Annotated in this window: 16 protein-coding genes; 8 read left to right on the top strand and 8 right to left on the bottom strand. The window is 60.9% G+C overall.

Annotated features, from left to right (window positions below; all coding sequences use genetic code 11):
- Nucleotides 1-19 precede the first annotated feature (19 nt).
- A complete protein-coding gene (hexR, locus tag C4J85_RS27085) occupies nucleotides 20-886 on the top strand; it encodes a transcriptional regulator HexR (RefSeq protein WP_003177007.1) in 867 nt (288 codons plus the stop codon).
- Nucleotides 887-1,168: 282 nt separating this feature from the next.
- On the top strand, nucleotides 1,169-1,366 hold the full coding sequence (locus tag C4J85_RS27080; protein WP_124365036.1) for a PA3496 family putative envelope integrity protein: 198 nt from the start codon (nucleotides 1,169-1,171) through the stop codon (nucleotides 1,364-1,366).
- Here the strand turns inward: C4J85_RS27080 and C4J85_RS27075 are convergent.
- On the bottom strand, nucleotides 1,296-2,270 hold the full coding sequence (locus tag C4J85_RS27075; RefSeq protein ID WP_124368875.1) for a LysR family transcriptional regulator: 975 nt from the start codon (nucleotides 2,268-2,270) through the stop codon (nucleotides 1,296-1,298). The genes C4J85_RS27080 and C4J85_RS27075 overlap by 71 nt on opposite strands.
- Nucleotides 2,271-2,465: 195 nt before the next feature.
- On the opposite strand from C4J85_RS27075, the gene C4J85_RS27070 reads away from it, so the two are divergent.
- The gene (locus C4J85_RS27070; protein ID WP_003195732.1) at nucleotides 2,466-3,881 is read left to right on the top strand and encodes an acetyl-CoA carboxylase biotin carboxylase subunit; all 1,416 of its coding nucleotides are present in this window, start codon (nucleotides 2,466-2,468) and stop codon (nucleotides 3,879-3,881) included.
- Nucleotides 3,882-3,892: 11 nt separating this feature from the next.
- The gene (gene oadA / locus C4J85_RS27065) at nucleotides 3,893-5,701 is read left to right on the top strand and encodes a sodium-extruding oxaloacetate decarboxylase subunit alpha (RefSeq protein ID WP_124368874.1); all 1,809 of its coding nucleotides are present in this window, start codon (nucleotides 3,893-3,895) and stop codon (nucleotides 5,699-5,701) included.
- An 82-nt stretch (nucleotides 5,702-5,783) separates the two neighbouring features.
- On the opposite strand, the gene C4J85_RS27060 is transcribed toward oadA, so the two are convergent.
- On the bottom strand, nucleotides 5,784-7,094 hold the full coding sequence (locus C4J85_RS27060; protein WP_124411120.1) for an autotransporter domain-containing protein: 1,311 nt from the start codon (nucleotides 7,092-7,094) through the stop codon (nucleotides 5,784-5,786).
- A gap of 301 nt (nucleotides 7,095-7,395) precedes the next feature.
- Between C4J85_RS27060 and C4J85_RS27055 the strand changes: the two genes are divergently transcribed.
- Complete coding sequence (locus tag C4J85_RS27055; RefSeq protein ID WP_124411238.1) at nucleotides 7,396-8,670, top strand: HipA domain-containing protein; 1,275 nt, start codon at nucleotides 7,396-7,398, stop codon at nucleotides 8,668-8,670.
- Nucleotides 8,667-8,945 carry a helix-turn-helix domain-containing protein gene (locus C4J85_RS27050; protein WP_124411119.1) on the top strand — a complete coding sequence of 93 codons (279 nt, stop codon included), beginning with the start codon at nucleotides 8,667-8,669 and terminating at the stop codon, nucleotides 8,943-8,945. Before C4J85_RS27055 ends, C4J85_RS27050 begins: the two co-directional genes overlap by 4 nt.
- A 3-nt stretch (nucleotides 8,946-8,948) precedes the next feature.
- On the opposite strand, the gene C4J85_RS27045 is transcribed toward C4J85_RS27050, so the two are convergent.
- Together C4J85_RS27045 and C4J85_RS27040 are read right to left on the bottom strand one after the other, a co-directional pair.
- Complete coding sequence (locus C4J85_RS27045) at nucleotides 8,949-9,779, bottom strand: amino acid ABC transporter permease (protein ID WP_124411118.1); 831 nt, start codon at nucleotides 9,777-9,779, stop codon at nucleotides 8,949-8,951.
- Nucleotides 9,776-10,597: an ABC transporter substrate-binding protein gene (locus C4J85_RS27040; protein WP_124368870.1), complete on the bottom strand. Its 822-nt coding sequence runs from the start codon at nucleotides 10,595-10,597 to the stop codon at nucleotides 9,776-9,778. The genes C4J85_RS27045 and C4J85_RS27040 overlap by 4 nt, the downstream gene beginning before the upstream one ends.
- Before the next feature lie 112 nt (nucleotides 10,598-10,709).
- On the opposite strand from C4J85_RS27040, the gene C4J85_RS27035 reads away from it, so the two are divergent.
- Nucleotides 10,710-11,618 (top strand): homocysteine S-methyltransferase family protein, encoded by a 909-nt coding sequence (locus tag C4J85_RS27035; protein ID WP_124411117.1) that lies wholly within the window; start codon nucleotides 10,710-10,712, stop codon nucleotides 11,616-11,618.
- A 124-nt stretch (nucleotides 11,619-11,742) separates the two neighbouring features.
- Here C4J85_RS27035 and C4J85_RS27030 read toward each other — a convergent pair whose 3' ends face one another.
- From C4J85_RS27030 to C4J85_RS27020, 3 genes are read right to left on the bottom strand one after another with little or no spacing between them, the layout of a single operon-like run.
- Entirely contained in the window at nucleotides 11,743-12,414 is a 672-nt protein-coding gene (locus C4J85_RS27030) for a GNAT family N-acetyltransferase (protein ID WP_124368868.1), read from the bottom strand.
- 10 nt (nucleotides 12,415-12,424) lie between these two features.
- On the bottom strand, nucleotides 12,425-12,871 hold the full coding sequence (locus tag C4J85_RS27025; protein WP_124411116.1) for a GNAT family N-acetyltransferase: 447 nt from the start codon (nucleotides 12,869-12,871) through the stop codon (nucleotides 12,425-12,427).
- Nucleotides 12,868-13,506 carry an FMN-binding negative transcriptional regulator gene (locus C4J85_RS27020; RefSeq protein ID WP_124411115.1) on the bottom strand — a complete coding sequence of 213 codons (639 nt, stop codon included), beginning with the start codon at nucleotides 13,504-13,506 and terminating at the stop codon, nucleotides 12,868-12,870. The genes C4J85_RS27025 and C4J85_RS27020 overlap by 4 nt, the downstream gene beginning before the upstream one ends.
- Before the next feature lie 87 nt (nucleotides 13,507-13,593).
- Between C4J85_RS27020 and C4J85_RS27015 the strand changes: the two genes are divergently transcribed.
- Nucleotides 13,594-15,135: a PLP-dependent aminotransferase family protein gene (locus C4J85_RS27015; RefSeq protein ID WP_124411114.1), complete on the top strand. Its 1,542-nt coding sequence runs from the start codon at nucleotides 13,594-13,596 to the stop codon at nucleotides 15,133-15,135.
- Nucleotides 15,136-15,140: 5 nt separating this feature from the next.
- On the opposite strand, the gene C4J85_RS27010 is transcribed toward C4J85_RS27015, so the two are convergent.
- Complete coding sequence (locus C4J85_RS27010) at nucleotides 15,141-19,769, bottom strand: dermonecrotic toxin domain-containing protein (protein ID WP_124411113.1); 4,629 nt, start codon at nucleotides 19,767-19,769, stop codon at nucleotides 15,141-15,143.
- Nucleotides 19,770-19,823: the final 54 nt, after the last annotated feature.

Genomic DNA, 19,823 nt, shown 5'->3' with positions numbered 1-19,823 from the left:
ATAACAAGAGTCCTGTCCTTTGAACCTGTTGCAACATATCGCCCAGTCGCGCCACCTGTTACGCAAATCGGAACTCAAGGTTGCCGATCACGTGCTGCTTGACCCTGCGGCTGTGATGCACAGTTCCATGGCCGACCTGGCCCACAGCGTGGGCATCAGTGAGCCGACCATCGTGCGCTTCTGCCGCGCCATCGGTTGCTCCGGGTTCCAGGACTTGAAACTCAAGCTGGCGCAAAGCCTGGCCGCCGGTGCGAGCTTTGGCCAGTTTGCGATCCATGAAGACGACTCGGTCGCCGATTACAGCCTGAAAATCTTCGACACCACCTTGCACACCTTGATGGAAGTGCGCGAGAAGCTCGACCCGGTGGAGCTGCAAAAGGCCGTGACCGCGATGTCCCAGGCCCAGCGCGTGGAGTTCTATGGCTTTGGTGCTTCCGGCGCGGTAGCGGCCGACGCCCAACACAAATTTTTCCGTCTGCTGCTCACGGCGGCGGCCTACAGCGACCCGCACATGCAGGCGATGTCGGCGGTGACCTTGAAGCCCACCGACGTGGCCATCTGTATTTCCCAGTCCGGTCGCTCCAAAGACCTGCTCATCACCGCCAACCTGGTGCGTGAAAGCGGCGCTTCGCTGATCACCCTGTGCCCGAGCCAGACGCCGTTGGCGGAATTGTCCACAGTGAACCTGGCAATCGACGTACACGAAGACACCGAGATCTACACGCCGCTGACTTCGCGCATTGCCCACCTGGTGGTGATCGATGTGTTGGCCATGGGCGTGGCCATGGCCCGCGGGCCGAGCCTGGTCAACCACCTCAAGAGCGTGAAGCGCAGTTTGCGCAGCCTGCGGTTGTCGCCAAAATCCGTCAAAGCCCTCGACGACTGATCAACTGTACACAGAACAAAATGTGGGAGGGGGGCAAGCCCTAATGCCAGTCTGTAGGAGCGAGCTTGCTCGCGAAAAACGTCAACGATAACGCGTGCTTTCTGAATGAACGCGGTGCCTGTGAGTTTTTCGCGAGCAAGCTCGCTCCTACAGAGGGCTCTAGGGCAAGCCCCCTCCCACATTTGCATCTTCTATGTGCTCAGAATCTTCATCAGGCTGTCATAGCCCCGTCATCCTCCGCGACCATCCTGTACTCCCCGTACTCGCATTGGGAGACTCCAAATGGCCCGGCCCTACGAAGACAGCAACAGCACCGTCAAGACCCGTCGTCAGCAGGAAGACCAGCGCCGCATGGCGTTCCGTCGCGCAATCGAAGACCGCTGCGACCAGCGCCAACTGCTCCAGAGCATCAGTGACTACCCGGAACTCCATTGGCAGGCACCCTTGGCTGCCCAGCGAAACGCTCAGCCAGCGCGCTGATCTGCACCCGTTCGCTGCGGATAAAGCCCAGGAACGCGTGGGCCACCGGTGACAGCCGCTTGGCTTTGGCTTGCACCAGGCACCAACTGCGGTACAGCGGCAGTTCTTCCACCGGCAGCTCCTTGAGCCCGCCGGTGGCCAGCTCCAGGTTCAGGGCGTGGCGCGTCAGCAGGGCCACGCCCAACCCTGCAGCCACGCACTCGCGTTGCGCCTCGGCCGAGGCCACTTCCACCGTCTGCGTGAAGTGCACGCGTTTTTCCTTGAAGTACTCTTCGCAGGCCAGCCGCGTGCCGGAACCCGGTTCGCGGATGAGCAGGGTGTAGGGTTCCAGATCCTGCAGGCGTAGCGGCCCTTGCAGGCTCAAGGGGTGATCCGGCAGCGCCACGGCGACAATCGGATTATTCAGGAATGGCAGGAATTCCAGGCCCATGTCCTGAGGCACCATGGACATGATCACCAGGTCGTCACGGTTGTCCGAAAGCCGGCGAATCACCTGGGCGCGATTGACCACGGTCAGGTGCAATTGCACCTCCGGGTGTTGGCGCTTGAAGGCGGCGAACAAGTGCGGCACGAAGTACTTGGCGCTGGACTCCACCGCCAGCTTCAACTGGCCCTGCAGGGAGCCCTGCATGTCCGACAGCTGCATATCGAGATTTTCCAGGCGCCCGAAAATATCGCGGCTGGCCCGCTGCAAAGCTTCAGCGGCCTCGGTCATGTAGAGCTTTTTGCCGACATAATCGAACAGCGGCTGGCCAAGCAGCTCTTCGAGCTGGCGAATTTGCAGGCTGACGGCGGGTTGGGTGAGGGACATTTCCTCGGCTGCACGGCTGTAGGAACGCAGATCACACACTTCATTGAAAATCTGCAATTGACGCAATGTCATACGCATCAATGACTTACGCATTAAGTAACTCCTCATGCCCCGGTCGTCCGGCCAACTATAAGTCTTTACTTATACACAGCCCAACAATTATTGATTTTTGTTAATCCTCAAGTGCGCATAGTGTGTGTCTCGCGACTGTCATGAAACATTTGGTCACGCGTCGACTCGCCTACAACGGGTCGAAGAACGCAGCAATCGGCTCAAGGGAATTTCCAAGTGATAAAAAAGATCCTGATCGCCAACCGTGGTGAAATTGCCGTACGAATCGTGCGTGCCTGCGCCGAGATGGGCATTCGCTCGGTTGCGGTTTATTCGGACGCCGACCGCCACGCGTTACACGTCAAGCGTGCCGACGAAGCCCACAGCATCGGTGCCGAGCCCTTGGCCGGCTACCTGAACCCGCGCAAACTGGTGAACCTGGCCGTAGAGACCGGTTGCGATGCGCTGCATCCCGGCTACGGCTTTCTGTCGGAAAACGCCGAATTGGCGGACATCTGCGCCGAACGCGGCATCAAGTTCATCGGCCCTTCGGCGGAAGTGATTCGCCGCATGGGCGACAAGACCGAAGCGCGCCGCAGCATGATCAAGGCTGGCGTGCCGGTCACGCCGGGCACCGAAGGCAACGTCGCCGATATCCATGAAGCCCTCACCGAAGGCGACCGTATCGGTTACCCGGTGATGCTCAAGGCCACGTCCGGTGGTGGCGGGCGCGGTATCCGTCGTTGCAACAGCCGCGAAGAACTTGAACAAGCCTTCCCCCGGGTGATTTCAGAGGCCACCAAGGCCTTCGGTTCGGCGGAAGTGTTCCTGGAAAAATGCATCGTCAATCCCAAGCACATCGAAGCGCAGATCCTCGGTGACAGCTTTGGCAACGTCGTGCACCTGTTCGAGCGCGACTGCTCGATCCAGCGTCGCAACCAGAAACTCATCGAAATCGCTCCCAGCCCCCAGCTCACCCCTGAACAGCGCGCCTATATCGGCGATCTGTCGGTGCGTGCGGCCAAGGCCGTGGGCTACGAGAACGCCGGCACCGTGGAGTTCTTGCTCGCCGAGGGCGAGGTGTACTTCATGGAGATGAACACTCGGGTGCAGGTGGAACACACCATCACCGAAGAAATCACCGGGATCGACATCGTCCGCGAGCAGATCCGCATCGCCTCGGGCCTGCCGCTGTCGGTCAAGCAGGAAGACATCCAGCACCGTGGCTTCGCGTTGCAGTTCCGTATCAACGCCGAAGACCCGAAGAACAACTTCCTGCCAAGCTTCGGCAAGATCACCCGTTACTACGCCCCCGGCGGCCCCGGCGTGCGTACCGACACGGCGATCTACACCGGTTACACCATCCCGCCGTTCTACGACTCCATGTGCCTGAAACTGGTGGTGTGGGCGTTGACCTGGGAAGAAGCCATGGACCGCGGCCTGCGTGCCCTGGATGACATGCGCCTGCAAGGCGTGAAGACCACCGCCGCCTACTACCAGGAAATCCTGCGCAACCCGGAATTCCGCAGCGGCCAGTTCAATACAAGCTTTGTGGAAAGCCACCCTGAGCTGACCAACTACTCGATCAAGCGCAAACCCGAAGAGCTGGCCCTGGCCATCGCCGCCGCCATCGCCGCCCACGCAGGCCTGTGAGGAACATTCCAATGTCTAAGAAAATCTTCGTAACCGACACCATCCTGCGCGACGCCCACCAATCGTTGCTGGCGACCCGCATGCGCACTGACGACATGCTGCCGATCTGCGACAAGCTCGACAAAGTCGGCTACTGGTCCCTGGAAGTCTGGGGCGGCGCAACGTTCGACGCCTGCGTGCGCTTCCTCAAAGAAGACCCGTGGGAGCGCCTGCGCCAACTGCGCGCCGCATTGCCCAACACGCGCCTGCAAATGCTGTTGCGCGGCCAGAACCTGCTGGGCTACCGCCACTACAGCGACGACGTGGTCCGCGCATTCGTTGCCAAAGCCGCCGTTAATGGCATCGATGTGTTCCGCATCTTCGATGCCATGAACGACGTGCGTAACCTGCGTGTGGCCATCGAAGCGGTCAAAGCCGCCGGCAAGCACGCCCAGGGCACCATCGCCTACACCACCAGCCCGGTGCACACCGTCGAGGCGTTCGTGGCCCAGGCCAAGCAACTCGAATCCATGGGCTGCGACTCGATCGCGATCAAGGACATGGCCGGCCTGCTGACGCCCTACGCCACCGGCGAACTGGTCAAGGCGCTGAAAGCCGAGCAGAACCTGCCGATCTTTATCCACTCCCACGACACCGCGGGTCTGGCCGCGATGTGCCAACTCAAGGCCATCGAAAACGGCGCCGACCACATCGACACCGCCATCTCCAGCTTCGCCTGGGGCACCAGCCACCCGGGCACCGAGTCGATGGTCGCCGCCCTCAAGGGCAGCGAATTCGACACCGGCCTGGACCTGGAACTGCTGCAGGAAATCGGCCTGTACTTCTATGCCGTGCGCAAGAAATACCACCAGTTCGAAAGCGAGTTCACCGCTGTCGACACCCGCGTGCAAGTCAACCAGGTGCCCGGTGGGATGATTTCCAACCTGGCCAACCAGTTGAAAGAGCAGGGCGCGCTGAACCGCATGAGCGAAGTGCTCGCCGAAATCCCCCGCGTGCGTGAAGACCTTGGCTTCCCGCCGCTGGTCACCCCGACCTCGCAGATCGTCGGCACCCAGGCGTTCTTCAACGTGCTGGCCGGCGAGCGTTACAAGACCATCACCAACGAAGTGAAGCTCTACCTGCAAGGCGGCTACGGCAAGGCGCCGGGCACTGTGAACGAGAAGCTGCGCCGCCAGGCCATCGGCAGCGAGGAGGTGATCGACGTACGCCCGGCTGATTTGCTCAAGCCGGAAATGACCAAGCTGCGCGGTGAAATCGGCGCGTTGGCCAAGTCCGAAGAAGACGTGCTGACCTACGCCATGTTCCCCGACATCGGCCGCAAGTTCCTCGAAGAGCGCGACGCCGGCACCCTGGCGCCGGAAGTGCTGCTGCCGATCCCTGAAGCCGGCGGCGTGGCCCGTGCCGGTGGCGAAGGCGTGCCGACCGAGTTCGTCATCGATGTGCACGGTGAAAGCTACCGCGTGGACATCACCGGTGTCGGGGTGAAAGCCGAAGGCAAGCGCCACTTCTACCTGTCCATCGACGGCATGCCCGAAGAAGTGGTGTTCGAACCGCTCAACGAGTTCGTCAGCAGCGGCGGCAGCAAGCGCAAGCATGCCACCGAGCCAGGCCATGTCAGCACCGCGATGCCAGGCAATATCGTCGACGTGCTGGTCAAGGAAGGCGACATGGTCAAGGCCGGCCAGGCGGTGTTGATCACCGAGGCGATGAAGATGGAAACCGAAGTGCAGGCCTCCATCGCCGGTAAAGTCACCGCCGTGCATGTGGCCAAGGGCGACCGCGTGAACCCTGGCGAAATCCTGATTGAAATCGAAGGCTGATACCTAGCCTTCGACACTACCGCTTAAACCTCGGGGGGGCATGTGCCCCCTTTTTTTTGCCTGCTGATCAGGCATTGGCGCCTTAGAACGCCATCGCCCACTGCCCCATCAATCCCTGGTTGCGACTCGTGCTGCCGAACTCGGCGGTGTAGGCCAGGCCCACGGTGTGTTCAGCCGACAGTGCCATGTCCATGCCGGTACGCAGCGCCAGGCTGTTGCGGTCCAGAGCAGTGCCGCCGATGGTGAACTCGCTGTTGAAGTCCTCTCGTTTATTCCAGGCAAATGACTGGCGAACGCGACTGTTAACGTCGCCATACAGGTGTTTCCATTGGGTGCTCAGGTGCGGTTTGAGGGTCATCTGGTCGCCCATTGCAACGTCGTGGCTCAAGCGAAGACCGAAGGTGCTACTGAAGTTTTGCTGGGTTTGTGCACCCACGTCCAAAGCGCTATAGCCGCCTTTTTCCTGGAAGCGGTCGCGCTGATAACGTTGAAAACCTGCGATGGCAAAGGGCTCGGCGTGCAAGCCGCCGATATCCAGTTGATAGCCCGCCTCTGCGAATACGTTTTGGCTCTGGGCGTTGTACTTGCCGGTGAGGTTCTGGCGATGGTCAATGAGGTCGAAATCGACCGTACGTTTGTTTTTTCCGGTATGGCTGCTGTAAAGCGCGCCCAGGCGCAACGCCAGTAGTCCGTCTTGACGCACGGCGTAAGCGCCCAAGTGCCAGCTGTCCAGATCACCCTTGAAACGCGTGGCGTTCAGTTCACTGCCGGACTTGCCGCCGACTACGCCCACCCGCCATGCGTGGTCGATTGACCAGTCAGCACCCAGCAGCAGGCCTTGGCTGCGTTGTTTCAGACCGGCACTGCCGTGTTGGGCATCGAGGCTGCCGCTATTGCCCAAGCCTTGGAACCACACGCGTCCCGTCTCGCTTGCGTTGTTGTCCGGCAGACGTATTGCCGACAACAGGCTGTCGTTCAATTGTTTCATGCTGTTTTGGGTGGCGGTGCCCAAGTTAGCGTTCTGGCTGCCTGCCAATTGCTCAAGCACGGCACCTAGCCTGCCTGGCTCCAAAGTGCTCAGGTGCTGGCCGTATTGCTCAAGTTGGTCTTTTTCCCATTCGTGCAGTTCGTCCGACGCCAGCAGTGTGTCCACTGCGGAGTCCAGCACATGGGCGACGCTCAAGCCGTTGCGGCTGGTAGCCGTGTTGGCGAAGTAGAAGTCTTCAGGCGCCGGGAGGGCCGGTTCAAAATATTGTTTTCCACCGTTCACCGGAGCCGGCTCAAGCCATTCACTGTCTGGCTCGATGTCGCCGCGTGCCTGCGCCTGTTGAGTGCTGATCGTTGCGAACGCCAGGGTAATGGCCAGTGCGAGTTGTTTGTGTATGAGCGGCATGTAAACCCACCTCTTAATGTATGAGGCCGGGAATTTAGCGGGGTGCCGGGGGGATAAATGTCAGGCCGGGGGCTGCGGATTTGCGGGAGATGTCTTTAGTCCGTTGCGATTACGCACTAGGGCTGCGATTGAGTGTGCTGATATGTATTTAAATGCGTATTTCACGCATTGACTGGCAATTTTATGCACTATATTGCATATATGACGACGAATCTAAGTAGGCAGGTGCATTAAATTGCAAATTGAATCGACATTAAAGCTTACGGTACAGGTCTTCGCCAACGACCGATGGCAGGACGCTATGGATCTGGAGTTTCTTGAGCCATCCAGCGGTTTTATGGGGCCATGCCGGTTCGGCTATACCTCGCCTTACTTAGTCGAGCATCTTGATCATATCCCTACCGTCTTTGCCCCTGCCGTCAGCGTCGGGGTACCGCCCAGCTGGAATCAAAATACTTTCAAGCAAGCGCCCGGATTTGTGTATGACATTGCGCCAGCAGGTGCAGCCAAGCGCTTTCTACTGAGCCATATGGACACGGTAAAGCCCGAGGGTATGAGCGCTGACTTGTTTCTGCTGGCATTTAATACGCCAGCCCCGATTGGGCATATGCGCATCAAAGAATCAGTGAGAGGTTGTCTGAATCGTCCAAAAATCGGATTTTCGCGCCAGGATGTAGTGGCGCGCGACAATCGATTTCTGGAGTACGCCTATGAACAAGGGGCGGCTATTGGTGGTGCCACAGGCGCGGGTGGCGAGGCCCCGAAGCTACTGTTGACCGAAAGTCGGGAGGGGCTGTTGTATCCAGATGCCGCGCTGGATGATGCCCAAGTGAGCCAGCATTGGTTCATCAAGTTCGCTCGCAATCAGGCATCGCAAAGAGACCAGGATATTCTCAGGAGCGAATATCACTACTACAAGGCCTTGCATTGCTTGGGTATCGAGACGGTTGCCAGCGAGGGATTAGCGTTGGAGCAGGCGAACAGGCCCAGCCTGTGGATGCACCGCTTTGATCGCGCGGTCTGTGGTCAACGTGTCGAGCGTTTCGCGGTCGAATCGCTTTACTCGGCTGCTGGCGTCACTGTTCCCGACAGTCGGATGGATCATGTAAGCGTGCTTCAGATGCTGGTGAGTTTGTGGAAGACGGCGGGCCAGGAGGCGCAAGTAGCTGATCTGGTGGCGGACTATTTGCGTCGCGATCTGCTGAACAAAATCCTGGGTAATTCAGATAACCATGGGCGCAACACCTCCATTATTCGAGGTCCGGGAAGTCTGCGCATGGCGCCGGTTTATGACCTGGCGCCCATGGTCATGGATGATGAGGGAATAACCCGCACCACTAAATGGCCCGGCCGGCTGGAGATTGCGGGCGATGTAGATTGGCGTGGCGCCTGCGGTGCCTTGGCGACTTTAGTCGATGCCGAAAGCGCCTTCGAACGTCTACGCCAGGATGCCGAGCGGCTGCGGGCGCTGCCGGACCTTCTGCTGGACAGCGGACTGCCTGAGACGACGTGGAGCCATCCCCGTATCGCCCTGCGCAGCTTGGATCAGCACCTGATTAAGTGGGGTTTGAGATGAGTCTCTCCACGGAGCAAAGGGCGCAACTGATTGCGGCTATCGAAGAAGGCTTGGCCGAGGGTTCGCTCGAACTGGGGAACGCGGTGCGACGTTTGCGTGTCGAGGTGACGGGATTGCACCAGAGTCAGTTTGCGCGCATGTGCAAAATTTCTGTGCGCACGCTGGTGCATATCGAACAGGGTGAGGGTAACCAGACGCTGAAGACGCTGGACGCGGTACTGCGGCCTTTTGGTTTGCAGATGGGCGTGATCCGAGTTCGACGCCCGCTCTACTAACCTTCACCTACGGCCCGCATAGCCCTTGCCATAGTGCCGCTCCATGCGCGTCTGGATCAGCTCCAGTCCGAGAGACATCACCCAATAGATGATTGCCGCCGTGGTGAGCATCTCGATATAGCGATAGCTTGAGCGCCCATAGGATTGTGCGAGGAACATCACTTCCCACACGCCCATCACCGAGATCAGCGACGAGTCCTTGAGCATCGAGATGAACTGGTTGGTGGCGGGCGGGACGATGGTGCGCATGGCCTGGGGCAGCGTAACGTGCCAGAAGATCGCGCTGTCGCGCATGCCCAGGGCCAGTGCCGCTTCCCGTTGGCCGTGGGGCACGCCGAGGATACCGGCGCGGAAGATTTCGCTCAGGTAGGCGCCGTAGTTCAGCGACAGCGCGATGATCCCGGCGACGATCGCACCCGGAACCAGGCCCAGTTGCGGCAGGCCGAGGTAGATCAGCAGGATCTGGATCAGCAGCGGCGTCCCGCGAAAAAACGAGGCATAGAACGTGGCGATGCCGAAGGCCAGGGCGCTTTTCGACACGCGTCCCAGCGCAGTGACGAAACCCAGCACCGACGACGCCACGATCGAGCACAGGCACAGAAACAGCGTCAGCGCCGCGCCTTGCAGGAAGCCGTTGGGCGCCAGGTGCACGCCAACCAGGTTGGGCAGCTTGTCGAGGATGATCGAGAACTTCAGGTCAAAGCTCAGGAAGAAACTGGCAAACAGGCAAAACAGCGCGGCCCAGGTCAGGTACAGCCGCGTGCGAAAGCCGAACAGCCGCTGCAGCCGCGACGTGGTTGCCGGGGGTTGGGGCGGGGTCGGGAATGCGGTCATTGGCTGATGTCGGCGCCGATCCATTTTTGCGACAGCTTGCTCAAGGTGCCGTCCTGCTTGAGCTGGGCGAAGACCTCACGCACTTTGCTGTCCCACTGCGGGTCGCCTTTTTCGATGGCGACCGAGTTGGGCTCCGAGTAGAGCGGCTCGCCGGCCAGCTTGAAGCGCTTGTCGGCGGTCAAGCGTGGCTGTGCGGTCACCAGGTTGGTGAGGATCGCGTCCAGGCGCACGCCAGCGCCCAGGCCGAGGTCCTGGAAGGCCACGTTATCGGTGTCGTACGGCGCGATCTGCACGTCCTCGAACGGATACTGCAGTTGCGTGTCTTCGGCGCCTTCGATCACCAGGTTCTTGTTCAGATAGCTCTCGTAGCTCGATGCGCTGGTCAGGCCGACTTTCTTGCCGCTCAGGTCCTTGGCGCCGTGGATGCGGTCATCCTTGGCATTGACCACGATCACCGCAGGCGAGGCGTAGTACTCCACCGGGAAATCGAACACTTCGGCACGCGCCTTGCTCGGGGTCATGGAGCAGATGCAGATGTCGTAGCGCCCGCTCCAGCGGCCGGCGGCGATCACGTCCCAGGACGGGGTTTCCAGGCGCAGTTTCACACCGAGCTTTTGCGCCACAGCCTTGGCCACGTCGACGTCGAAGCCGTCGAGTTGGTTCTGCTCATTGAGAAACGAAAACGGCGGATAGCTTTCCATCAGCACGCCCACCAGTTCTTTCTTTTGCTCGATCCGATCCAGAGTGGTACCGCCGAAGGCCTGAGTGGAAGCAGCGAGCATGGTCAGGCCCAGGGCCAATAGCGGTTTAAGTTTCAAAGCAGACACCTGAAGAAAAAAGAGTTGTGATGAGCCGACTGGTGCGTATTAAATAGTTATAAGAACGACTCTCATAGTGAGTTATTTTCATAAGCATATGAGTAAAAGCTATATGAGCGCACAACCTACAGTAATTCTCGATGGTGGCATGGGCCGTGAGCTGCAACGCCGTGGCGCGCCGTTCAGGCAGCCGGAGTGGTCGGCGCTGGCGTTGAGTGAAGCGCCTCAGGCGGTTGAGGCGGTGCACGCGGCGTATATCCAGAGCGGCGCCAACGTGATCACCAGCAACAGCTACGCCGTTGTGCCCTTTCATATTGGTGAGGCGCGGTTCGCCGCCGAAGGCCAGGCGCTGGCGGCGCTCGCTGGTGAATTGGCCCGCCGTGCGGTGCAGGCTTCAGGCCAGGCGGTGCGGGTGGCGGGTTCATTGCCGCCGCTGTTCGGTTCTTATCGACCGGATTTGTTCGAGCCTGGGCGGGTGAACGAGCTGCTGACGCCTCTGGTGAACGGCCTGGCGCCCCATGTCGACCTGTGGCTGGCGGAAACCCAGAGCTCCATCGCCGAGGCGCGGGCGATCCAGGCCGGGCTGCCGAAAGACGGTAAACCGCTCTGGCTGTCGTTTACCTTGAAGGACGAAGACACGGACGACGTGCCACGCCTGCGCTCAGGCGAACCGGTGGCGGATGCCGCCGAAGCGGCAGCGCAGCTGGGCGTGGAGGTGCTGCTGTTCAACTGCAGCCAGCCGGAAGTGATCGGCGCGGCGATTGACGCTGCCCGCCAGACCTTCGAGCGCCTTGGCGTGGCGATCCAGATCGGCGCTTACGCCAACGCCTTCCCGCCGCAACCCAAGGAGGCCACGGCCAACGATGGCCTCGACCCGCTGCGCGATGACCTTGACCCGCCCGGCTATCTGCACTGGGCGGCCGATTGGCAGGCGCGCGGGGCCAGCCATCTGGGCGGCTGCTGCGGCATCGGGCCGGAGCATATTGCGGTGCTGGCCAAGCACCTGACCCCAATCGGTTAAGGCTTTTTGCAGGCGCGCTCGCGAAGAACTAGGGGCTTCACGTTTATCCAGTATGAGCGTGTTGCCTGGGCGTTTTTCGCGAGCAAGCTCGCTCCTACAGGGGCGTTGGGGCGTACCCCTCGTTTCAATTTCTGCACTCGGCCAATGTTTTCAGCTGCCCGGCGCTGGTCTGGTTAGCCTCCGAGAGCCACTGTTCGAACCCCGCGTCAATCGCCGGCCATTCCGAATCCAGCATCGAAAACCATGCCGTATCGCGGTTCTGGCCCTTGACCACCATGTGCTGGCGGAATACCCCTTCGAAACTGAAACCCAGGCGCTCGGCTGCGTATCGGGAGCGGGCGTTGCCGTTGTTGCATTTCCATTCCAGGCGGCGGTAGCCCTGCTCGAACGCATACTTGGCCAGCAGATACACCGCCTCGGTGCTTTTCGGCGAGCGCTGCATCGGGGCGCCGAAGGTGACATGGCCGATTTCGATACGGCCCTGGGCCGGGACGATGGACATCAAACTCAGGATGCCCTGCACCTCATCGTTGGCGCGGTCGACCACACTGAAGAAATACGGGTCGGTGCTGGCCGCATGGTTGTTCAACCACACATCGAACGCGGCGCGCTCGGCAAACGGGCCGTAAGGCAGATAGTCCCACAACTTGGGGTCGGCGCCGGGGCCTTCGAGGGCTTGCCAGAGCTGATCGGCGTGGCGCGCGGGGTCGAGTTTGACCAGGCGGATAAAACGTCCTTCGAGCAGTTGAGCCGTGGGCGCCGGAACGCCTTTCCAGTCAGCGAGGGAGGTGGGCATGCTGCGCTCCTTAAAGGGCTTTGCGAAATTGAATTAAACCTGGGCGTTCAGCGATGCGCTCATAAAGCTGGATCGCCGTGGCGTTGGTCTCGTGGGTCAGCCAATGCACTTTGCCGCAGCCATCCGCCTTGGCCGTGGCATAGACGAACTCGATCAGTTTGCGACCGACGCCGATGCCGCGTTGGGCCGAGTCCACCAGCAGGTCCTGCAGGTAGCAGGAGTTCTCGATACTCCAGTTGGAGCGATGGTAGATGAAGTTGACCATGCCCACCGCCTTGCCATCCTGCCAGGCCAGGGCCGAATGGGTCGGCTCGTCGGCATCGATCAGGCGTTGCCAAGTGCTCTGGCTGACCGCGTCCGGCAATTGGGTGTTGTAGAACGTCAAATACGCCTGCCACAGCGGCAACCAGGCGGTGTGGTCGGCGGCGCTGACCTGGCGAATCTCGAGCAGGCTCATTCTGGAACTCCTTGGGGCATAAAGCGGGCGAGGGTCTGGTCGCGTACGTCGACCCTGGCGGCCAGGCCGTTGCGCACCCCGGCGATGTCGGCCGGGCTGCGGTTCTGGCTGAGCTTGCGTTTGCCGATCAGGCGATCGATGGGCAGCGCGAAGCCGACGATGGCCTTGAGCATGCCATCAATGTAGTCGGCCGGGGCGTCGCTGACTTTCCAGGGCTTGTCGCGAGCGCTTTCATGGCGATCAGTGAGCGCGCTGACCAGGCCAAGCAGGCGTTCGGCGTCGGTGAACACATCGGCCATGCCGTAGGCGTGCACTGCCAGGTAATTCCAGGTGGGCACCACTTTGCCGTGCTCGGCCTTGGCCGGGTAAAACGCCGGGCTGACGTAAGCATCGGCGCCGGCAAAGATCACCAGGGCTTCGCTGCCGTTTTGCAGGTCTTTCCACTGCGGATTGGCCCTGGCCAGGTGCCCGTACAACGTGCCATTGGGGCCTTCATCGGGATTCAGCAGCAGTGGCAAATGGCTGGCCTGCAGGCCTTGCTCGCCAAAGGTCACCAATTGCGCCAGGCGTGTGTGCTGGATCAGTTGGTGTAATTCGGGCAGGTCTTCGAGGACAAAGGCGCGTGGTGTGTACATGAATATTTTCCTTGGCGAATGCCTGCATCCTAGGCAGGCTAATGGTCCGTTGTAAGAGCCATCCAAGGTCAATTTCGTAGGTCCAATATGTCACCACTCTCGCCGCCTCTGTCATTTAACCCGGCCGGTATCGAGCTTGACCGGCGCCAGGGCCTCACGCGCCAACTCTATGAGGCCCTGCGCCTGCGCGTGCTGGACGGGCGCCTGGTCAGCGGCACGCGTTTGCCCGCCAGCCGTGATCTGGCTGCGGCCCTGTCGATTTCCCGCAACAGCGTGGTGCGCGCCTACGATCAGCTGTACGCCGAGGGGTTTATCGAAGGCCGGGTGGGAGATGGCACTTATGTCGCCCAACTGCCTACCCCTAAAATTTTATCCACAAAACTATCCACAGGCTTACCAACAGGCTTATCCCCAGCCTTATCCACAAAATGCACGAATTTGCCGGTGGATCTGGGTGCCGAAGTTATCCACAGTCCGGCCCTGGACCGTCTGCAACACAACCATTTATCCCAACCGCCGACCGGGCCGCCCAAGGCGTTTCGCGTGGGGGTGCCCGCCTTCGATCTGTTCCCTTTTGAGGTCTGGGCCAAGCTGAACGGGGCTTTCTGGCGCAAGCCGGACCTGGAACAGTTGTGTTACGGCGACCCCGCAGGCGACGCACGCCTGCGTGGGCTGATCACGGCCTACCTGCGCAGTTCGCGAGGCATGCAGTGCACCGCTGAACAAATAGTGATCACCAGTGGTGCACAGCAGGCAATCAGCCTTTGTGCACAGTTGCTGGTGGAGCCCGGCGACGGGGTCGCGGTGGAGAACCCAGGCTATCGTGCAGCCGGCCACGCATTCGCCTTGGCTGGTGCGAACCTGCGGGGTGTGCCGGTGGACAGCGAAGGTATCGACTGCCAGACCCTCAATGGCCTGGAAGACTGCCGCCTGGCCTATGTCACGCCGTCCCATCAATACCCGCTGGGCGTGGTGATGAGCCTGGCGCGGCGCCTGAAACTGCTGGCCTGGGCCGAGCGCACCGGTGGCTGGATCATCGAAGACGACTACGATGGCGAATACCGCTACAGCGGTGCGCCGCTGGCGCCCCTGGCCGCGTTGGACCGCAGCGGGCGCGTGCTCTACGTCGGTACCTTCGGCAAAGTAGCGTTCCCGGCCCTGCGTCTGGGCTATCTGGTATTGCCGCCGGGTCTGGTGGATGCGTTCTCCCGGCGCCGCGCCGTCGACATGCGCCACTCGGAAGTCAGCACTCAGGCGGTGATGGCCGAATTCATGGCGGCAGGGCATTTCCAGCGCCATATCCGCCGCATGCGTCGCGCCGCCCTGAGTCGGCGCAATGCCTTGCTGGCCGGCTGGCCCAGCGGGCTGCCCGGTGTGGACAACCTGCCCGCTGTTGCAGCGGGCCTGCACCTTACGGTTCGGGTAGACAGCCTGGCCCGTGAGCAGCAGTTGCTGGCACAAGCCCGCGGCGTGGGCGTAGAAATCAATGGCCTGAGTAGCTATTGGCTGCCCGATTCAAGCCCGGCACCGGATCAACGCGCCGGCTTGGTGCTGGGGTTTGCCGCCGTGCCTGAGGCAGCCATTACCCAGGCCCTTTCGCGTCTGGGCAAAGCCTGGCTCAGCGGCTGACCCACTCAGCTCTGGAAGAACAACGAGCGCGCCAGCTGCGGGCTGATTTCACTGCGGTACACCGCAATCTGGTCCCGGTCGCTCAGGCCTGCGCGCTCCATGGCTCCGCCAAGTTTGCGCTGCTCGCGGGTTTTCAGATGACCGGCAAAGAAATTTTCAGTCGCGGCTTGCACGGAATCGTAGTGAAAGTGCGCATACCACAGCGCGGCACGGCTCTGGTGATCGCGCACTTCGTATTCGTCCAGATAGTTCTTGCCGGGGCCCTTGAGACGCTTGCGGGTAACGACCTTTTCAATCTTCACCAACCCCTGTTCGTGCAGCCATTCCACCCGCGCTGCGGTGGGCGGTTGTTCTTTGGTCATGCTGATGCGGGTGTCGGAGCCCAGTTTGTAGAGCCGCTGAGCGGCGTCGTTGAGGTTCCTGCTGAGGGTGGCGGCTGAGGGGCGATCGCTTTCGGTCAGGTTGAGTCGCGTCAGCCCTTCCTCAATGGTGCTGACCGAGCGCTCCAGGCGTGCGGCGTACTGGTGCAGCATCTCTTCGATTTCCACCGGGATGCACCCGGCTTTTCTGGAGTGCGCAAGGATACGCTGGGTGACGGCCTGCTCTTCATCCAGCAAGCCTTGCCCGGCCCTCATGCCCGCATTCAGGTCTATGGTGTGTGGCTCTGCACGGCTTGGGGACGGGCTTTCCCGTTCAACCCAGACCCCCGGTGTTTTCTCGTGGAACGTGGCGATGAGCCTGCCCGTCATTGGCGCCTTGACGTCCACCAGATGGCTTTGCGTCGCGCGAGGTTCGCCCACCACCACGCCATTGAAGCGGGTCTTGATGACTTTGCGCTTGGGCGTAGGCGGCGGCTTTGACGTACCCGGCTTGGGTTCCAGGGTCTTTTTCTCGCGCAGCAGCCGCGCAAGCTCCACCACCGCCTGCTGATTGAAACCGTCGATTTCCTTGCGAAGGTCCTCCAGGGTTTCCCGGTTTACCTGCTCCGGGTGTTCAGCGTGCAGGTCCAGCAGGCGTTGGTCGACGATGGCGAATTGGTCGGCCACGCTGTTGAGCACCTCGATGCGCTCATCCAGGCCGCTGACGTTGGCTTCGATCAGGGTTTCAACCCAGTTTTGAATGTTGAGGTCTGCAATCTCGACAATTTCGCCGATCTGGGTGCGGGCATCGATAAACGCCTCGCCGTCGCCTTCGCGGACACACAGGTAACGCGTCAGGGTGACTTGCAGCGCCTTGAGATCGTGCAGCCGCATGCCGGGCAACGCGCGCATGGTGGTCTGTGCGACCTTCGCGCCTTCCATGCCAAGTCCTTCCAGTTCACGGTAGCGCGACTCGGCGTATTCCAGGCGGCTGATCATTGCCTTGTTCAGATTCGCCATGACCTGGGCAGCTTCGGCCTGCTTCTTGGGTTCAAGGGCGGACAGGGTCTCGATGTGCTCGAGGGTCCAGAGCAGTTTTTCCCGAAACTCGGGGAGGCTTTCAGCCACGGCGGATCGGGTCAGCAGCAACTGCTTGTTCAAGTAGTCGGTCATGCTGCTCTGGTAATTGGGCACCGAGTCGATGATGTTCAGTGCGCGCAACTGGCGGATGGGTGTCTCGTACTGTTCCAGGCGAGCGTCGACCTTCTCGATGAATGCCTGGTGCGTCGTATCCCTGGACGGCCCGGGCTCGCGAACGATGGCGTCAAATACGGCGGCGACTTCCGCCTGCCCGCGTCTTTCATCGGTATCGAACGCAGTGAGGCTCTCACGCAATTCCCTGATGCGCGAAGGTGCCTTGCCCCTGGCCGCCCTGCGGCGACTCCTGAAGCCGGCGCCGCGCAGGCGCAGGCGCGTGTCGACAAACCATTTGCCGGCCAGGTTGCCCATCAATGCCGGGCCGGTTTGCGAAGGCTGGCGGGGATCGACGACCACCACGTTGTCGTTGTCGTCGACGGTGACCTCGAACCAGCGTTCACCGACCTGCGCGTACCATTTGCCGGCCAGGCCGTGAAGATGCAGGTGCGGTCCGGGTTCCTTGTTCGGTTCTCCCAACCCATCCGGTTTAGAGATTTTGAAGCGATCCAGCGTCGCCGCCAGGCTTGAAGGCGTGCGGCTCAGCGCCCCACGAATATGCAATGGACCCTGATGTTCAGCGGGTAGCTCGGCTTCGGACAGGTCCGGTTGCTTGGTCACGATGGGTTTCCTGGGCACAGGCGCTGCCTTTTCTGGCTCTTCGACCAGCTTCGGTTCGGGCTCGAGCGCAAAACCTTCGGCGCTCTTTTTCGGTGATGAGTGGCGCAGGGTGACGTGCATCACCAGCGCCATGCCCAGATTGAGGAGCAGGTCGATCTGCGCCGTCCATGAGGTTGTCCCGTCAGGTCCAGGCTCTTGCTCGGTGGTTTCTTGCAGGTCATCCATGATTTGCCAGATCCAGGCCGCGATCCCGGCTGTGCGCCCGAGGAAGGGCAGGGCCGCGCCGAAAATCTGCCAGGCGGCCTGTCGATAGCTTGCCCAGCGTTTCTGGGTGTTGGATACCGATTGCTGCTTGGCCAGATCAATCATGGCATTGGCGTTGGCCTCGAACAGCGTTCCCAGGACGTCACCGGTCAGCACTTCATCGCTCAGGCCGATAGGCCCGCTCATTTGCAGGACCACTTCGGGCTCCACCAGCACCCGCGCCACGGTCCACGGCGAAGGCAGTTTGTCGGGGAACACGTATTGCTCGTAGTTGAAGCGCGAACTTTCCGTCAGCCAGGCCAGGACCGACTCGCGCAGCAGGTGACTGTGCTTGATGGCATACAGCAGGTTCTGCCGGGTGGGGAATTGGAACAGCACCGGCTCAAGCAGCGGGCGATAGAGCACGCAGGGGCCCTGGGTGTGATCGCGAGGGCCGATCACGAACATATTGGCGACCACATCCTGCTCATGACCGGGTCGCAGCGTCGGGATGAAAGCCAGGCGGCGGATAACGATCTCCTGCCCCTCTACCTGGCGGTCGTGCTGCTGGGCCTGGACAACGGCTGCGACATAGCGATAGCCGAGGGAGTTGAGCCCATTCTCACCCTTGATCTTCCACTGCAGGGCTTGCAGCGGCAATTGCACTCGCAGGTGTGAAACGTAGAGCAGTTGGCGGGCCTTGGACTCGAACGGGTCCGTGAGCAGGGTGCTCTTGATCAGTGCCGGATAGTGCTTGCCGATATCGATGGCTTCGATCAGTTGCTTCAAGTAGTCGTAGGTCAGCCAGTCCGGGGCGTCGCCACCGTTGTAGCGCACGCTCGCTGTACCCGTCGGCAAACCGGTGAGGTTTGCCAGGGCCAGGTCGATCAGGCTGTGGCGCGTGATGTCACTGCTACCCGGCACCACAAACGTACCCCAGAGCACCGGGCTCTCGATGCTGACTTCAACCTTGTCCAGGTTCAGGCCTGCGCCATTGGGATGGGCCTGGATTTTACTGCGCAGTTGCGCCCGGGCGTAGTCGCGGATCGATGCGATACCGTCATCAAATTGCAGGCCTTGGTTGTGCGTGTGCAACTGGGCCAGATCAATGACGCCTCGGCCGTAAGTGGATATGTCGAGGTCCGAGGCGTCCGCCAACCATTCGGGCAGTTGCTGATGAATCTGGCGGATGTTCGACAGCGAGTGATCGCTCAGGTCGTCGATCACCGGCACGACGTTGATCATGGCCTGGTCGCTGATGCCTTTTCTGGTGAAAGATTTGTGGCTGCGCAAGCCAAAGGCGCCGATGACCGCTAGTTGCAGGGCGATCATGGCGAAGGCCTGGCTGTCGAAGAAATTCCCAGGGGGTTGATACAGCCGCCATTGCACGTCCAGCTCGGGGTGATACGGGTTCAACCTGCCCGGCAGGACTTCGCCCAGTTGCTGCATCGAGTCGAACTTCTCGTAACCCTCGACCAGCGAGTACGTCAGGATCCGCTGCTTCTGCTCATGGACGCCGATCAGTACCGCTATGTCCGCCAGGCCCGCATGCACGGTCTTGTTGTTTTGGCGTACGTCCATGTCGATCAGGTAGACATTGATCGGGTACGGATCGCCTTCTTGACGGCCAGTCGGATCCGGCAATCGGAACAGCGTTCGAGCCATGGCGCAGTCGTGTTCATCCCAGCCTTCCAGCTTGTTGAGGTTCCACACCTTGCGCAGGGACTGGGAAAGTATCTGCCAGCGCGGGCCGGCGGTGCCATTGGACGCGTTCCAGTGGTCCAGTTGCTGCTCCTGAAAGGCGACGAAAATCAGCGCCGACAGCTCGTTGAGCAACCGCGCAATGGCGTCGATTTTCACCGGCAGGTGGACTGCGGGTACTGCGTGGGGGTGTTGGGTGAGGAAATGCTCGCCGTCGATGTAGATCACCGGCGCGGGCGCCAACGCTTGCCGAGCGAGGACCGTGGTCAGCGAGTCGACATACGGCTCCGCCGGTTGGAGAACATCGTCAATGATGCTCCAGCGCGGCGTAATCACCATGGCCAGGTCAGGCTCGATATCCAGCGTCGGAAACTCTTCGCGCAGCGCCGTACGCAACAGGGTTGAGGCGACCTCGCGCATCGAAGGGCCGGTGGTCAGTTGTGTCAGCAGATCGTAGGTGCTGGGAGGAAGGTTGCGGGCGACGGGGTCGTCGTTTCGGGATGAGTCATTGGGCATCTGCAGCTCCTTGCGAGCAGTCGAACGAGAGAGTCGCAAGGTAGTGTCCAAAGA

This window comes from Pseudomonas sp. R4-34-07, assembly GCF_003852375.1.
GTDB lineage: Bacteria > Pseudomonadota > Gammaproteobacteria > Pseudomonadales > Pseudomonadaceae > Aquipseudomonas.
The sequence above is the reverse complement of the archived record's forward strand: the minus strand, read 5'-3'. Positions and strand labels throughout refer to the sequence as shown.

Excerpts from the sequence above, each read along its gene's own strand:
- C4J85_RS27045 (WP_124411118.1), bottom strand. The coding sequence starts at position 9,779 with ATGACCGCATTCCCGACCCCGCCCCAACCCCCGGCAACCACGTCGCGG.
- C4J85_RS27075 (WP_124368875.1), bottom strand. The coding sequence starts at position 2,270 with ATGCGTAAGTCATTGATGCGTATGACATTGCGTCAATTGCAGATTTTC.
- C4J85_RS27060 (WP_124411120.1), bottom strand. The coding sequence starts at position 7,094 with ATGCCGCTCATACACAAACAACTCGCACTGGCCATTACCCTGGCGTTC.
- C4J85_RS27080 (WP_124365036.1), top strand. The coding sequence starts at position 1,169 with ATGGCCCGGCCCTACGAAGACAGCAACAGCACCGTCAAGACCCGTCGT.
- C4J85_RS27020 (WP_124411115.1), bottom strand. The coding sequence starts at position 13,506 with ATGTACACACCACGCGCCTTTGTCCTCGAAGACCTGCCCGAATTACAC.
- C4J85_RS27015 (WP_124411114.1), top strand. The coding sequence starts at position 13,594 with ATGTCACCACTCTCGCCGCCTCTGTCATTTAACCCGGCCGGTATCGAG.
- C4J85_RS27050 (WP_124411119.1), top strand. The coding sequence starts at position 8,667 with ATGAGTCTCTCCACGGAGCAAAGGGCGCAACTGATTGCGGCTATCGAA.
- C4J85_RS27035 (WP_124411117.1), top strand. The coding sequence starts at position 10,710 with ATGAGCGCACAACCTACAGTAATTCTCGATGGTGGCATGGGCCGTGAG.
- oadA (WP_124368874.1), top strand. The coding sequence starts at position 3,893 with ATGTCTAAGAAAATCTTCGTAACCGACACCATCCTGCGCGACGCCCAC.
- C4J85_RS27010 (WP_124411113.1), bottom strand. The coding sequence starts at position 19,769 with ATGCCCAATGACTCATCCCGAAACGACGACCCCGTCGCCCGCAACCTT.
- C4J85_RS27055 (WP_124411238.1), top strand. The coding sequence starts at position 7,396 with ATGGATCTGGAGTTTCTTGAGCCATCCAGCGGTTTTATGGGGCCATGC.
- C4J85_RS27030 (WP_124368868.1), bottom strand. The coding sequence starts at position 12,414 with ATGCCCACCTCCCTCGCTGACTGGAAAGGCGTTCCGGCGCCCACGGCT.
- C4J85_RS27025 (WP_124411116.1), bottom strand. The coding sequence starts at position 12,871 with ATGAGCCTGCTCGAGATTCGCCAGGTCAGCGCCGCCGACCACACCGCC.